Annotated in this window: 15 protein-coding genes and 1 pseudogene; 7 read left to right on the top strand and 9 right to left on the bottom strand. The window is 72.3% G+C overall.

Going from position 1 to position 14,424, the window contains the following annotated elements:
• Positions 1-14: 14 nt before the first annotated feature.
• Complete coding sequence (locus ACFYO2_RS06255) at positions 15-1,256, top strand: ROK family protein (RefSeq protein WP_388344785.1); 1,242 nt, start codon at positions 15-17, stop codon at positions 1,254-1,256.
• A gap of 56 nt (positions 1,257-1,312) precedes the next feature.
• On the top strand, positions 1,313-1,768 hold the full coding sequence (locus ACFYO2_RS06250) for an RpiB/LacA/LacB family sugar-phosphate isomerase (protein ID WP_388344783.1): 456 nt from the start codon (positions 1,313-1,315) through the stop codon (positions 1,766-1,768).
• A 1-nt stretch (position 1,769) separates the two neighbouring features.
• Here the strand turns inward: ACFYO2_RS06250 and ilvY are convergent, their stop codons facing one another.
• Entirely contained in the window at positions 1,770-2,618 is an 849-nt protein-coding gene (gene ilvY / locus ACFYO2_RS06245) for an HTH-type transcriptional activator IlvY (protein WP_388344781.1), read from the bottom strand.
• 88 nt (positions 2,619-2,706) lie between these two features.
• Between ilvY and ACFYO2_RS06240 the strand changes: the two genes are divergently transcribed.
• Positions 2,707-4,176: a ketol-acid reductoisomerase gene (locus tag ACFYO2_RS06240; RefSeq protein WP_388344779.1), complete on the top strand. Its 1,470-nt coding sequence runs from the start codon at positions 2,707-2,709 to the stop codon at positions 4,174-4,176.
• 40 nt (positions 4,177-4,216) lie between these two features.
• On the opposite strand, the gene ACFYO2_RS06235 is transcribed toward ACFYO2_RS06240, so the two are convergent.
• From ACFYO2_RS06235 to ACFYO2_RS06220, 4 genes and pseudogenes are all read right to left on the bottom strand, one after another.
• Positions 4,217-4,276 carry a DUF1272 domain-containing protein gene (locus tag ACFYO2_RS06235; RefSeq protein ID WP_388346057.1) on the bottom strand — a complete coding sequence of 20 codons (60 nt, stop codon included), beginning with the start codon at positions 4,274-4,276 and terminating at the stop codon, positions 4,217-4,219.
• Positions 4,277-4,369: 93 nt separating this feature from the next.
• Positions 4,370-5,277: pseudogene (locus tag ACFYO2_RS06230) on the bottom strand (phosphotriesterase).
• Positions 5,274-5,858 carry a DUF4865 family protein gene (locus tag ACFYO2_RS06225; protein WP_388344777.1) on the bottom strand — a complete coding sequence of 195 codons (585 nt, stop codon included), beginning with the start codon at positions 5,856-5,858 and terminating at the stop codon, positions 5,274-5,276. Before ACFYO2_RS06225 ends, ACFYO2_RS06230 begins: the two are co-directional and overlap by 4 nt.
• Before the next feature lie 10 nt (positions 5,859-5,868).
• A complete protein-coding gene (locus ACFYO2_RS06220) occupies positions 5,869-6,435 on the bottom strand; it encodes a TetR/AcrR family transcriptional regulator (protein WP_388344774.1) in 567 nt (188 codons plus the stop codon).
• 176 nt (positions 6,436-6,611) lie between these two features.
• Here ACFYO2_RS06220 and ACFYO2_RS06215 point away from each other — a divergent pair, with 176 nt between their 5' ends.
• From ACFYO2_RS06215 to ACFYO2_RS06205, 3 genes are read left to right on the top strand one after another with little or no spacing between them, the layout of a single operon-like run.
• Positions 6,612-6,896: an SHOCT domain-containing protein gene (locus ACFYO2_RS06215; RefSeq protein WP_388344771.1), complete on the top strand. Its 285-nt coding sequence runs from the start codon at positions 6,612-6,614 to the stop codon at positions 6,894-6,896.
• Positions 6,897-6,901: 5 nt separating this feature from the next.
• On the top strand, positions 6,902-7,651 hold the full coding sequence (locus ACFYO2_RS06210) for an ABC transporter ATP-binding protein (RefSeq protein ID WP_388346054.1): 750 nt from the start codon (positions 6,902-6,904) through the stop codon (positions 7,649-7,651).
• The gene (locus ACFYO2_RS06205) at positions 7,648-10,203 is read left to right on the top strand and encodes an ABC transporter permease (RefSeq protein WP_388344768.1); all 2,556 of its coding nucleotides are present in this window, start codon (positions 7,648-7,650) and stop codon (positions 10,201-10,203) included. The genes ACFYO2_RS06210 and ACFYO2_RS06205 overlap by 4 nt, the downstream gene beginning before the upstream one ends.
• A gap of 314 nt (positions 10,204-10,517) precedes the next feature.
• Here ACFYO2_RS06205 and ACFYO2_RS06200 read toward each other — a convergent pair whose 3' ends face one another.
• A complete protein-coding gene (locus ACFYO2_RS06200; RefSeq protein ID WP_388344765.1) occupies positions 10,518-11,051 on the bottom strand; it encodes an ATP-binding protein in 534 nt (177 codons plus the stop codon).
• A gap of 186 nt (positions 11,052-11,237) precedes the next feature.
• Positions 11,238-11,561, bottom strand: a complete 324-nt coding sequence (locus ACFYO2_RS06195) for a hypothetical protein (RefSeq protein ID WP_388344762.1) — start codon at positions 11,559-11,561, stop codon at positions 11,238-11,240.
• Between the two features lie 340 nt (positions 11,562-11,901).
• Here ACFYO2_RS06195 and ACFYO2_RS06190 point away from each other — a divergent pair, with 340 nt between their 5' ends.
• Positions 11,902-13,023, top strand: coding sequence for a PLP-dependent cysteine synthase family protein (locus ACFYO2_RS06190; protein WP_388344759.1), 1,122 nt, complete (start codon positions 11,902-11,904; stop codon positions 13,021-13,023).
• Here the strand turns inward: ACFYO2_RS06190 and ACFYO2_RS06185 are convergent.
• Both ACFYO2_RS06185 and ACFYO2_RS06180 read right to left on the bottom strand, forming a co-directional pair.
• On the bottom strand, positions 13,020-13,493 hold the full coding sequence (locus tag ACFYO2_RS06185; RefSeq protein WP_388344756.1) for an SRPBCC family protein: 474 nt from the start codon (positions 13,491-13,493) through the stop codon (positions 13,020-13,022). The genes ACFYO2_RS06190 and ACFYO2_RS06185 overlap by 4 nt on opposite strands.
• A gap of 62 nt (positions 13,494-13,555) precedes the next feature.
• Complete coding sequence (locus tag ACFYO2_RS06180) at positions 13,556-14,386, bottom strand: DeoR/GlpR family DNA-binding transcription regulator (RefSeq protein WP_388344753.1); 831 nt, start codon at positions 14,384-14,386, stop codon at positions 13,556-13,558.
• Between the last annotated feature and the right edge of the window lie 38 nt (positions 14,387-14,424).

Here is a 14,424-nt window from a genome sequence, read left to right as displayed (position 1 = left end):
GGAGACTCGCCCTCATGAGCGGCAAGGCGGACCCCCGGACGGCGGGGGAAGGGACCACCTCGAGGGCGCGGTTGGACCGGGGGCGCGGTGCGCTCGGGCCCGCGTTGGAGCTCGTGCACACCGGACGCGCGCCGACCCGCGCCGTACTGACCGCCGAGCTCGGCGTGACGCGGGCCACCGCCGGCGCGGTCGCCGCCGAGCTGGAGGCGCTCGGGCTGATCCGGGTCGACGCCCGGCCCGGCGCGGCGGCCGGTTCACAGGGGCGGCCCTCGCACCGGCTCGCGGTCGCCGAGGACGGGCCCGTCGTCCTTGCCGCACAGGTGCACGCCGACGGGTTCCGGGCGGCGCTGGTCGGTCTGGGCGGCCGTATCGTCGCCACCGCACCCGGCTGCGAGACCGTCGAAGAAGATCCCGCGAAGGTCCTCGTGTCCGTCGTGGAGGCCGGCGCCGAACTGCTGCGCACGACCGGGCGGCGGTGCGTGGGCGCCGGGCTCGCCGTGCCGTCGGCGGTCGCCGAGCCGGACGGACTCGCCCTGAACCCGCTGCACCTGGCATGGCCGGTGGGCGCCCCGGTGCGCCGTATCTTCGCGGAGTGCGTGCGCGCGGCCGGGATCACCGGACCGGCCTTCGCGGGCAACGACGTCAACCTCGCCGCGCTCGCCGAGCACCGGCACGGCGCGGGCCGGGGCGCGCGGGACCTGCTGTGCGTGGCCACCGGCCACCGGGGCGTGGGCGGTGCGCTGGTGCTCGACGGGCGGCTGCACACCGGGAGTTCGGGCCTGGCGCTCGAAGTCGGTCACCTCACCGTCAACCCGGAGGGTCGCCCCTGCCACTGCGGCAGCCGCGGCTGCCTGGACGTGGAGGCCGACCCGCTCGCCCTCCTCACCGCCGCGGGCCGTGACCCGGGCCCGGAGGTCTCCCTCCTCCAGCAGGCCAACGACCTGGTCCGCAACCACTACGACGACCCGGCCGTCCGCACCGCCACCGAGGCCCTGATCGACCGCCTCGGCCTCGGCCTCGCCGGCCTGGTGAACATCCTCAACCCGGACCGGATCATCCTCGGCGGTCTGCACCGCACCCTGCTGGACGCCGAACCGGACCGGCTGCGCGCGGTCGTCGCCGACCGCAGCCTGTGGGGGCAGAGCGGCGGCGTCCCCATCCTGGCCTGCACCCTCGACCACAACAGCCTGGTCGGCGCGGCCGAGTTGGCATGGCAGCCGGTCCTGGACGATCCGCTGGGCGCGCTGGCACGGTGACGCTCACGGACGGGGCGTGGGGCGCCCTCGGGCACAGCCCCGGGTAGGCTCATGACATGCGGATCTCCGTTTCCTCGGACATGGACGAACCCGTGGCGCGCAGCCTCGTCGCCCAGCTGCGGGACCGCGGTCACGAGGTGGTGCCGTACGGCGCGCTGAGCCCCGGCGACGACCCCCAGTGGGCCGTCTGCACGGAGGCCGCCGCGCGCGAGGTCGCCGCCGGAACCGCCGACCAGGCGGTCGTGTGCTGCTGGACCGGCACGGGCGCGTCGATCGCCGCGAACAAGGTGCCGGGCGTCCGAGCCGCCCTGTGCACGGACGCCTGCACGGCGGACGGCGCTCGCCGCTGGAACGACGCCAACGTGCTGGCCCTCAGCCTGCGACTGACGTCCGAGCCGCTGCTCAAGGAGATCCTCGACGCCTGGTTCGCCGCGGAGGCGAGCGGCGATGCCGAGGACCGGGAGAACGTGGCCCGCGTCGACCGCCTCGACCTCGGCAGGACCACCTCGTAGTTCACCGGCACAGGCTCCACAGCGCGGCCACCAGCGGTCGGCGCAGGTCGGCCCGTCGTACGCAGAGCCCGATCGGGAACGGTTCCGGCAACGGCTCCACCGGGAGCACGGCGAGCCGGTCGCGCACCGCGCTGTGCTCCAGTACGAGACGGGGGACCACGCCCGTGCCGCACCCCAGGGCGACGAGCGTCAACAGCCCTTCGTGGCCGTCGGGTTCGCAGGCCACCTCGGGTGCCGTGCCGCGCATCCGGAACCAGCGGTCGGCGGCCTCGCGGACCAGCCCGCGGTGGGGGAGGACGAAGGGGCCGTCGAGACCGGGGTCCGGCCGGTCGCGCGCGGTGACCAGGACCAGCTCGGTGACCGCGACCGTACGGCTGACCAGGGGCTCCGGCAGCCTGGCCGGGATTCCGGCGACGGCCACGTCGACCTCGCCCTCGTCCAGCCGGGCCAGCGCCGCCGCCGCGTCACCGGTGCGCAGGTTCAGCCGTACCTGGGGATGCGCGGTGCGGAACGGGGCCAGCAGGTCGGGCAGCAGCGCCTGGCAGGCGGTCACCGTCGCGAACACGGCCAGTCGGCCGGTCAGTTCGGCCGGGTCGGGATGCTCCTCGCGGTAGGTACGCCACAGCTCCAGTGCCTGGACCGCGTATTCACGAAACCGGTGCCCCTCCGCCGTCAGCGACACGCCGCGCGGCCCCCGGTCGAACAGCCGGTGCCCGAGATCGGCCTCCAGCCGCTGCACGGTCCGTGTCAGCGTCGCCGGGCTGACATGGCAGTCCAGGCTGGTCCGGCCGAAGTTCAGCGTCTGCGCCAGATGCAGGAAGAGACGCAGTTCCCGATGGTCGTCCCGCATGCCCTGACCTCGCTCTTTCACTTCACGCAACAGCGCGCTGCAGAGGTTGCGCTTGCCGCAACACTGGGCCGGAGCCTACAACTCGACCATGACCTCGACCACGTACACCTCCCGAGTCTTCGCCCTCGAAACGATGGACGTGCCCGGCGGCACCGAGACCATCCTGCGCGGCGGTCGGCACCTGTTCCCCCTGCTGCCGAGGGCCTTCGAAGGCGTGAGCCGCATCGGCGTCGTCGGCTGGGGCCCGCAGGGCCGCGCGCAGGCCCTCAACCTGCGCGACTCCCTCGCCGGCACCGACATCCGGGTGGCCGTCGGACTGCGCCCCGGCTCCCGGTCGGCCGCCGACGCCCGCGCCCAGGGCTTCACGGAGGAGGACGGCACGCTCGGCGACTGGCTCGCCATCGCCGCCGACAGCGACCTGGTGATCCTGCTGATCGCGGACGCCGCGCTCGCCGCCCACCACCAGGAGGTCTTCGCGGTCCTCAAGCCCGGCGCCACCATCGGTCTCTCGCACGGCTTCCTGCTCGGTCACCTGCGGGAGACCGGCGGCGACTTCCCGCCCGGCCACCCGGTGATCGCCGTGTGCCCCAAGGGCATGGGTGACTCCGTGCGCCGCCTGTACCAGCAGGGCGCCGAGGTCAACGGCGCCGGGATCAACAGCAGCTTCGCCGTGCACACCGACCCCGACGGCCGGGCCGTCGACCTCGCGCTCGGCTGGTCGGTGGCGCTGGGCTCGCCGTACACCTTCCGCACCACGCTCGACAGCGAGTACCTCTCCGACATCGTGGGGGAACGCGCCATCCTGCTCGGCGCCGTCCACGGCATCGTCGAGAGCCTGTACGGCCGCTACCGCCTCGCCGGAGACGACGAGGTGACCGCGTACGAGAGGTCCTGCGAGAACGTCACCGGGCCCATCGCCCGCACGATCTCGCAGGCCGGGATCGGCGCGGTGCGCGACGGCCTCGACGCGGCCGGCCGGGACGTCTTCGACCGCGCCTGCACGGCGACGTACGCGCCCGCCCGCGAGATCGTCGCCGAGATCTACGACGAGGTCGCCGACGGCACCGAACTGCGCAGCGTCATCCTGGCCGAGCGGCGGCTCGACGGCCGCCGGATGAGCGAGATCGGCGGCTCGGCGATGTGGTCCGCCGGTGACCGGGTGCGGGGCCGTCGTGCCGAACGCGAGCTGCCGGTCGATCCGTTCACCGCCGGTGTCTTCGTCGCCACGATGCTGGCGCAGGTCGACGAGTTCGCGGAGCGCGGGCACCCGTGGTCGGAGATCGTCAACGAGTCCGTCATCGAGGCCGTCGACTCGCTGCTGCCCTACATGCACGCCCGGGACGTGGCCCACATGGTCGACAACTGCTCCCGCACCGCCCGCCTCGGCGCCCGCCGCTGGGGCCCGCGCTTCCAGGCCGCGTACGAGCAGATCGCCTACCCGGCGGCCCAAGGCCCGGCGGACCCGGCCCTATTGACGGCCTTCGACAGCCATCCCGTCCACGAGGCCCTGGCCGCGGCGGCGAAGCTCCGGCCGTCCGTGGACATCGCCGTGCTTTAGATGCCGCGTGGGGGAGGGCGGCGGCATTCCCTCGGTGGCCTCAGCTCCTGCGCGGTCGGGGGACCAGCTCTCCGCCGCAGTTGGGACAGGCGTTGCGGATGGCCTCGCCGCACGCTGCTCCCTGGCGCCGGCGTGGCCGAAAGGCGCCCTAGGGCCAAAGGGCACCACGATCGGGCCACCGGCCGACGCACGTTCAGCGCCACTCCACCGCGAAGGCCCGTGCCGGGTTCTGCACGAGGATCCGCTCCACCATCCCCTCGCCAGCTCGACTTCGAGCCGAGGCCGCACCCGGCGCAGCAGATACGGCATCCCCGGCCCGCCGTTGACCGAGCGCGCCTGAGCGCTCGTGGTGTCGCCGCCCAGCAGCAGCCGGTCGCCGTGTCCGGCTTCGGCGAGCGCCCGGACGGCGCCCGGCATCCGCCAGTCCGTGGCGTGGTGGGCGCGTGACGGCCCGTCGAAGGCGAGATAGCAGCCCGTCTCCGCCGCTCGCAGGTGCACCACGAGGTCGGGGGAGCGGTTGAGGTGCCCCAGGATCACCCGGTGTGGTGGCACCCCCAACTCCCCGCACAGCAGGTCCAGTACATCCAGGGCGCCGGTGCCGAGCTCCAGGTGGACGGCGATGGGCGCTCCCGTCGCATGGTGGGCCTCGGCCGCCGCTCTCATGGTCCAGCGGGCGTGCGCGTCGAGGCCGTGGAAACCGCCCGCGACCTTGATCAGCCCCGTCCGGACTCCCGACGTGCCGATGCCCTCGGTCAGTTCGGCGACGAAGACCTCGGCGAGCCGACCGCGTAACCGGCCGAGCGTCTCGTCGTCGTAGTGGACGGCCTGGTGCAGCCCGGTCGCGGCCACGACCAGCACCCCCGTGTCCCGTGACAGCGGCGGCAGATCGGCGGCCCGCCGCCCCATCCCGTACGGCGTCCACTGCACCACACTGTTGCCGCCCTGTGCGAGGAACGCCGCCAACTCGGCCCGGGCGGCGGACACGTGCTGGAGCTCCTGCCCCGGCAGGAGCGGACTGCGGAGGAACAGATGGTCGTGCGCGTCGCAGACGCCCAGGTTCCCGGGGTGCACGTCCCCGAGCACCGTGCGAACCGCGCTCACCAGTGCCGTCCCCGCGGCAGCCGACCGAGCCCCGGCGCCGACAGATGAAGCACCTGGAAGACATGGCCCTCGGACTTCGGCGCATCATGCGCCCAGAGCGAGAAGTGGACCACCTCCCAACGGCTGGTGTCCACGGCGGCCGCCGCCAGCACCGCCCCGTCCTCCCCGGCCAGCCGGGCGGTCTCGTGTACGGCATCCTCCATGGCCGCGGACAACTCCACGCCGTCCGGCATGGGTTGCCGGTGGCGCAGCGCGACCGGCGCGGGAGAGCCCGCGGCGCCGCCCACCTCGTACGCCACCCCCGTCCACTGCCGGACCGAGGGCCGCCCGAAGTCGTTGGGGATCCCCTGGAAGGCGCCGCCCCAGAGGAAGCTGTTCATGCCCCGCAGGGTGTTCCACAGGTAGAACGGCGCGTACTGGTTGACCGGCGACCCGTCGGTGCCCCGCTCGCGCATCAGATACGCCTTGAGGCCGAGGCCCTCCCAGCCGTCGAGCAGATGCCCCTTGCGGGCGACCCGGTCGCGGATGACGTCCATGTCGTAGCCGGCGGGCAACGTGAGTTCGTACTGCATGGCGTGCACAGGCGCCTCCTCAGGCCGGGCGGTCGGGCGCGAGCAGTGACAACAGCCCCCGGACACCCACGTCGAACGCGGCCGGTGAACCGGACGCGCGGGCGAGGACATAACCGCCCTGGACGGTCGCGAGAACGGTCGCGGCGATCTCCTCGCCGTCCAACGAGGGTGCGAACTGGCCCTGCTCCTTGCCCTCTTCGACGATTCCGGCGATCCGTTCACGGATCCGGTCGAGCGTCTCGTCGACCGGCGCGCGCAGCTCGTCGCTGGCGATGATGTCCGGGTCCATCGTCAGCCGCCCGATCGGGCAGCCGCGCAGCACGTCGCGCTCGCGCCGCAGATACGCCTCGATCCGCTCGTACGGCGTCCCTGGACCGTCCAGTACTCCCTCGGAGGTAGCCCGCAACTCCGCGGCCGTCCGCCGGATCGCGGCCAGGGCGAGGTCCGGCTTCCCTTTGAAGTGGTGGTACATGCTGCCCTGCCCGGCTCCCGCGCGCTCCAGGATGGCCTTGGGGCTGGTGCCCACATAGCCGCGCTCCCACAGCAGCTCACGGGTGGACTCGATCAGTCGCTCCGAGGTGCTCATACCCGCCACTGTACATACTAGTAGTTACAGAAGTCGAGGCTCCGGAGAAGCAGCGCCGCCGGATCCGCGTACTCCCCGGGAGGTACGCGCACTGCCGCTGGCCGTACGACGACGGGGACCCCTCTCCGGAGCCACTGTCGAGGCATCGCAGAAAACCATCTAGGAGATGACTCGACATGCAGACCCTGGCGCACTTCGGCGACGGCGGCCCCGGCCCGTGGATCCTGTTCTTCCCCCTGATCTGGGCGGCCGTCGTGATCGGCGGCATCACCCTGCTGCGCCGCACCGTGTGGCGCGGACGTGGCGGGCCCTGGCGGCGCCCGACCGTCGAGGACAACTCGCCCATCACCGTGCTCGGCCACCGCTTCGCCTCCGGCGAGATCGACGAGGACGAGTACTGGCGCCGGCTGTCCGTCCTGGACGAGCAGTTCGGCCGTACGGGCAAGGGCGGTGCGGCATGACCACCATGACCGCCACCACCGGCACGCTGCCGGCCGCCCGGGTCTTCGACGCCGTGAAGGTCTACGGCAGCGGCGACACGGCGGTGAGGGCCCTGGACGGGGTGAGCGTCGACTTCCCGGTCGGCCGCTTCACCGCGATCATGGGGCCCTCGGGCTCCGGCAAGTCCACCCTGATGCACTGCGCGGCCGGCCTCGACACCCTCACCTCGGGCGCCGCCCACATCGGCGACACCGAACTGGGCAGCCTCGACGACCGCCGCCTCACCCTCCTGCGCCGCGACCGCGTCGGCTTCGTCTTCCAGGCGTTCAACCTGGTGCCGACGCTGACCGTCGCGGAGAACATCAGGCTGCCGCTCGACCTCGCGGGCACCAAGGGCGATCCGGAGTGGATCGACGCCCTGATCGACGTCGTCGGCCTGCGCGACCGGCTGCACCACCGGCCCTCCGAGCTCTCCGGCGGCCAGCAGCAACGTGTCGCCGTGGCACGGGCGTTCGCCGGCCGCCCCGACGTCGTCTTCGCCGACGAGCCGACCGGCAACCTCGACTCCCGCTCCGGCGGGGAGGTCCTGGGGCTGCTCGGCCGCACCGTGCGCCAGACGGCCCGCACGGTCGTCATGGTCACCCACGACCCGGTGGCCGCCGCCCACGCCGACGAGGTCGTCTTCCTCGCGGACGGACGCCTGGTCGACCGGATGGAATCCCCGACCGCCGACAAGGTCCTGGACCGGATGAAAGCCCTGGAGGTGCCCTCATGAACGCCTCGGTACGTCTGAGCGTGTCCTCCCTGCACGCCCACAAGCGACGCTTCGCCGGAACGTTCCTCGCGGTCTTCCTCGGCGTCGCCTTCCTCGCCGGGACGCTCGTCATGGGCGACACGCTGCGCGCCAGTTTCGACACCATGTTCGGCAACGCGACCAGCGGCACGGACGCCGTGGTCCGCAGTGCCGACGCCATCACCACGCCCGGCGAGAGCCAGGGCGTACGGCAGCCGGTCGACACCGACCTGATCAGCGCCGTCGAGAAGGTCCCGGGCGTCGCGGCCGCCGCCCCCAACATTCAGGGCGCCGGCCAGCTCGTGGGCGCGAACGGCAAGCCGATCGGCGGCCAGGGGCCGCCCACCCTCGCCGGCAACTGGATCGCCGACCCCAAGCTCAACTCCTACCGTCTCGCCGAGGGCCGCGCCCCGGAGAAGTCGGGCGAGGTCGTCGTCAACCGCGGCACCGCCGAGAAGGGCGATCTGAAGATCGGCGACACGACCACCCTGCGCACCCCCGACCCCGTCAAAGTGACGATCGTCGGGCTCGCCACCTTCGGCGGCGAGGACGGCATGGCCCAGGTCACCTTCACCGGCATGACCCAGGCCGACGCCGAGAAGTACCTCACGGCCAGGCCGGGCGAGGCGTCGAGCATCCAGGTGCGGGCCGGACCCGGGATCGGCCAGCAGGAGCTCGTGGACCGGGTGACCGCCGTACTGCCCAAGGGAGTCGAGGCCATCACCGGCCAGGAATCGGCCGAGGAGAACACGGACATGATCTCCAGCCAGTTCCTGACCCTCTTCACTACCTTCCTTCTCGTGTTCTCCGGCATCGCCCTGCTGGTCGCGACCTTCTCCATCCACAACACCTTCGCGATCGTCCTCGCCCAACGTGCCCGTGAGAACGCCCTGCTGCGCGCCCTGGGCGCCTCACGCCGCCAGGTCACCGCGTCGACCCTCGCCGAGGCGAGTGTCGTGGCCGTGCTCGCGTCGGCCACCGGACTGGCGGGTGGCATCGGTATCGCCGCCGGACTGCAGGCCCTGTTCCCGGCCATCGGATTCCCGTTCCCCGAGGGCGACTTGGTGATCAGCGCCGTGTCGATGGCCCTGCCGCTCGCGGTCGGCGTCGTGGTCTGTCTGGGCTCCGCGCTGCTGCCCGCCGTACGAGCCGGCCGCACCGCGCCCCTGGCCGCCCTGCGCGAGACGGCCGTCGACACCACCGGCGCCTCCCGCGTCCGCGCCGTCACCGGCATGGGTCTCGCCGCCCTCGCGCTCGCCGTGACCCTCACCGGTGTCCTGGTGTCACCGTCCCTGTGGCTCGCCGGGACCGGCGCCGTCCTGGCCCTTGCCTCCTTCGTGGTCCTGGGCCCGGTCGCCTCGACGACGGCCGTCCGAGTCCTCGGCAGCCCGCTCGACAGGCTGCGCGGCGTCACGGGAACACTCGCCCGGCGCAACGCCCTGCGCAGTCCCCGGCGGACGGCCGCAACGGCCAGTGCCCTGATGATCGGCGTGGCAGTGGTCTCGCTGTTCACCGTGTTCGGCGCCTCGCTGAAGGCGACCATGGACCAGACCGTGTCCCGGTCCTTCGCGGGCGATGTCGCCGTCAGCACCCCGTCGTTCGGCGCGGGCGGCAGCGGCCTCAGCCCAAGCCTCGCCGGAGCGGTCCAGCAACTGCCCGAGGTGGACCGGGCCGTCGGACTCGGTCGCGGCGTCGCCGAAGTCGACGGCAAGGGCAGGGCACTGACCGTCACCGACCCCCTGGCCCTGGAGCGCACCTTCGACCTGGGCACGATCGACGGCTCCCTGCGCGACCTCGGCACCGACGGCATCGCCATCACCAAGACCGAGGCCGCCAAGCAGGGCCTGACCAGCGGCGACAAGGCACGCCTCACCTTCACCGACGGCGAGACGCAGAACTTCACCGTCCGCGCGGTTTACGGCCAGTCCGAACTCGTCGGCGAGTACGTCATCACCCGCGCCGCCTGGGCCCCGCACCGCACCCAGGACTCCGACACCCTCCTCGCCGTCTCCTTCAAGGACGGCGTGAGCACGGACGCGGGCAAGGCGGCGGTGGAGAAGGTCGCCGAGCAGTACGGCAACCCGGAGGTACAGACCCGCGACGAGTACGCGCAGTCCTCGGCCGGCGGCATCGACATGATGCTCACCCTCGTCTACGCCCTGCTCGCCCTCGCGGTGCTCATCGCGCTCCTCGGCATCGCCAACACACTGACGCTGGCGATCCACGAGCGCACCCGCGAACTGGGCCTGCTGCGAGCCGTCGGCCAGACCCGGTCCCAGCTGCGGGCGATGGTCCGCTGGGAGTCGGTCCTGGTCGCCGCCTTCGGCACGGTCGGCGGGCTGGCCCTCGGCGCCTTCCTCGGCTGGGTGCTGGTCAAGGCTTCGGACGGGGCGAGCGACAGCGCCTTCGCCATGCCGCCCCTGCAACTCGCGGTGGTCGCGCTGGTGGGGCTCACCGCGGGAGCTCTCGCAGGTCTACGCCCGGCCCGGCGCGCGGCCCGCCTGGACGTCCTGCGGGCAATCGCCACAGAGTGACGGCGAGGGCCCACCGGGTCGGGCTGTCCCGGCGCGTCGGTTGGGAGGGAGCCGTAGGGCGCGCCCGTTGGTGCGGCTCGTGGTGGAAGCGCTGGCGGGCCTGCGCCCGGCCCGCTGGTGGGGCTCGTGGCGGGAGCCCACCAAGTCCCGCTGTCCCCACGTGTCGGCCGCGAGGGAGCCGTAGGGGCGCGCCGGTGTCGAGAGCCCGAACGCGCGGAGGCCCGAAGGGCTGAGCACGATCGGGCTCTCGACACCGGCTGAGGCGCCCCGTAGGCGACCGAGCCATCAAGCACAGCACGAGCCATCCAATACGGTCAGCCCGCAACGGCGGACCGGGCCGGAGCGTGTTCGGGCCTGTGCAGGTCGACGGTGTGCGCGACTTCCACGAACCGGTGCGCGGGCTTGTCCGCCACCTTGCGCCGCGGCGGGCGGGCGGATGCCGGCCGCGCGGACAAGGGCGTCGGCAGCGTGAACCACACGACCTTGCCGGACTCGCCGTCCGGCCGCGCTCCCCAGCTCTCGCTGACGGCGGCGACCATGGCGAGCCCGCGCCCGCACGTGGCGAACGCCTCGGCATCCGCCACGACCGGCAGACGCGGATCGTGGTCGCGCACCGAGACAGTGAGACGGTCGAGCAGCAGCTCGATCTCCACGGTGCACGTCTTGTCGGGCCGGGCATGAAGGTGGACGTTGGTCAACAGCTCCGTCACACCGAGCGCGGCGCGGTCTATCAGGGGATCCAGATGCCAGTAGCGCAACTGCGCCGATACGATTCTGCGGACCTGGCCGATCCGCGACGGCAGGGCTTGGAGCTCTACCGTGCAGTGCCTGCTTGGGTGGCTGATCACGGCTGCGACTCCCCGACGTAGAGGTCCGGAGAACACGGAGTTCGGATCGATCCAGCAGAGAGCCTGCGTGAAACGGCCGCCTGCTGTTGTGGCCCGGCGGCTGGTTCGCAGCGTTATCGCCGGTAAACCCAGAGTGATGTGAGACCAGAGTGACCCAGGGGTCCAGGTCCCGCAACTCACGGTGGTTCAGTCGTTACGCCTTGCAGCCCGCCGTACGGCCTCGATGAACCGGCGTGCCGCGGGCGGGCCGGGCTCGCCCGGGGCGGGGTCGTGCTCGCCCAGGGTCAGCAGGTAGCGGTTGCCGTTGAGGTCCGCGAGGGCCCGGTCCTCCGGTGCGAACCACGGTTTGGAGGCGCGCACAGCCTGCACGGGGGCGCTGTCGATCTCACTGCCGTAACTGGTGAGCAGCTCCAGCCGGCCGTCGCTGATACGCACCTGTCCGGCTCGGGTGAGCGAGCGCAGCCGCTTCCCGATCCGCACGCCCGTGGCCGTGAACTCAGGCTCCGCCATCCCGTCCCGCCCCCTTGTGCGTGTGGGTACCGACCCGCGCTCCCGCGTGGGCCGTTGTCCTGTTTCCTGTCGTGATCCAGTGTGCCCCCGTTCGGACCTGCGTCCCGTCGGGCAGTCTGCCTGCCACCGACGTCGAGCACCAGTGCGCACGGCCCCCTCGCCGAGGCACCCGGAGCACTCGCGCGAATGCGCCCCCACGGCTCGATGCCGCCCTGCCCCAGGGGTGCCTTTGAGGCGCTCAAAGGTGTGTTTATGCAGGTGAGAAGCGTGCGGAAGATGTCTATGATCGATGTGGCGGCCGCATGATGCGCCGTCGGCGCGCAGTGTAAGGAGCCCCGCCGTGAGCACCCCTCAAAAGACCCGGACCGGCGAAACCCTCGACGTCGACCACACTGACGCTGCCTACCGTGGCTGGCTGAAAGAAGCCGTCCGGAAGGTCCAGGCCGACGCCAACCGCTCGGCCGACACGCATCTGCTGCGCTTCCCGCTGCCGGAGAAGTGGGGCATCGACCTGTATCTGAAGGACGAGTCGACCCACCCCACCGGAAGTCTCAAGCACCGGCTCGCCCGCTCGCTCTTCCTCTACGGCCTCTGCAACGGCTGGATCCGGCCGGGCCGCCCGGTGATCGAGGCGTCCAGCGGTTCGACGGCCGTCTCCGAGGCGTACTTCGCGAAACTCATCGGCGTGCCCTTCATCGCCGTCATGCCGCGCACGACCAGCGCCGAGAAGATCCGCCTGATCCAGTTCCACGGCGGGCAGTGCCACTTCGTGGACGACTCCCGGAAGATGTACGAGGAGGCCGCCCGCCTCGCGGTGGAGACCGGCGGCCACTACATGGACCAGTTCACCTACGCCGAACGGGCCACGGACTGGCGCGGCAACAACAACATCGCCGAATCCATCTTCCGCCAACTGGAGTTGGAGCGGTTCCCGGAGCCCGCGTGGATCGTCGCCACGGCCGGCACCGGAGGCACCTCCGCGACTCTCGCCCGTTACGTCCACTACACGCAGCACGACACCCGCATCTGTGTCGCCGATCCCGAGAACTCGTGTTTCTTCGAGGGCTGGACCACCGGCGATCCGGACGTCACGTGCGACTGCGGCTCCCGCATCGAGGGCATCGGCCGGCCCCGCATGGAACCCAGCTTCGTACCCGGCGCGATCGACCGGATGATGAAGGTCCCGGACGCCGCCAGCGTCGCCGCCGTACGCGCCCTGGAGCAGGCCATCGGCCGCAAGGCGGGCGGCTCGACGGGCACCGGGCTGTGGAGCGCGCTGAAGATCGTCGCCGAGATGGTGGCGGAGGGCCGGCAGGGGAGCGTGGTGACCCTGTTGTGCGATCCCGGGGACCGCTACCTGGACAAGTACTACTCGGACGCGTGGCTCGCCGAACAGGGCCTGGACATCGCGCCGTACGCGGCGGCGATCGACTCCCTGCTGGAGTCGGGCATCTGGCGCTAGCGCGCCGCCAGTCGCCCCTCGAGCGAGGCGACGGCGTCCCGGAAGGCCCGCCCCAGACCCGCGCGCGCGAGCGTCAGGCCCAGCCGGAAGGCCGCCGGTCCGTCCGCGGCGAAAGTCCACCGCACCCGGGTGCCGCTGCCCGCCGCGGTGAGCCGCCACTCTTCGACCAGCGCGCGGGGGCCAGGCGCGTTGGTCTCGTCGACGCGGTAGGCGTAGACCTCGGCCTCCTTGGCGAGGAGGACCGTCTCCAGGAAACGCGTCCCGCCCCTGAGCCGGATCTCGCGCCGGGCGCCCTCGTCGAAGGACCGGGCGAGCGTCACCGCGCCGAACCAGTCGGCCCAGCCGGGCACGTCCTCGGCGAGTGCGTGGAAGACGGCATCGGGAGCTGCGGAGACCTCCCGCGCGAAGACCAGACGTACGGGGGCGGTCTCGACGAACTCGACCCCCACCGGGCGCAGTTGACGGGTCATGGGCAGAACCCCCTTGGGGGAGCGGGCATTGACCGGGCAGCGTCACCCTAGCTGACGGCCAGTCAGTCGTCTGCGTCCTCGCCGGGCTCGCCCGCCACCACCAGTCGCCGCAGATGCTCGGAGATCTCCGCGCGCGCCTCGCCGGGCAGTCCGGCGTCCGTCACCAGCGTGTCGACCTGCTCCAGCGTGGCGAACGAACTCAGGCCCACCGTCCCCCACTTGGTGTGGTCGGCGACGACCACGACCCGCCGCGCCGACTGCACCAGGCGCCGGTTGGTCTCGGCCTCCGCGAGGTTCGGCGTGGACAGGCCGGCCTCGAGCGATATCCCGTGCACGCCGAGGAACAGCAGATCGAAGTGGAGCGCCGCGATGGCCTGGTCCGCCACCGGCCCCACCAGCGAGTCGGACGGGGTGCGCACGCCGCCGGTCAGCACGACCGTGGCCGCGCCCTGCCTGGGGCCCGAGGTGCGCTGCGCCACGTGGAAGACGTCGGCCACCCGCACCGAGTTGGTAACGACGGTCAGGTCCGGCACGTCGACCAGCCGGTGCGCCAGCGCGTACGTCGTCGTACCGCCCGACAGCGCGATCGCGCTGCCCGGCACGACCAGCTCCGCCGCGGCCCGCGCGATGTCCTCCTTGGCCGTCAGTTCCAGACCGGACTTCGCCTCGAAGCCCGGCTCGTGCGTGCTCGCCTCGACCACCGGGACCGCGCCGCCGTGCACCTTCTCCAGCACGCCCTGTCGGGCCAGCGCGTCGAGGTCACGCCGTACGGTCATGTCCGACACGCCGAGCTTGCGGGTCAGCTCGTTCACGCGGACGCCGCCGCGGCGGCGGACCTCGTCCAGGATCAGGGCACGGCGCTGCTCCGCGAGGAGGTTCTGATTCTCACTCACGTACGCTCCGGTCCTTTCGCCTCAACCCGTCCGACACG

The sequence above is a fragment of the Streptomyces sp. NPDC006602 genome, assembly GCF_042870385.1.
Classification (GTDB): Bacteria; Actinomycetota; Actinomycetes; order Streptomycetales; family Streptomycetaceae; genus Streptomyces.
Note: the sequence above shows the minus strand (reverse complement) of the source record. Positions and strands in the feature narration are given on the sequence as shown.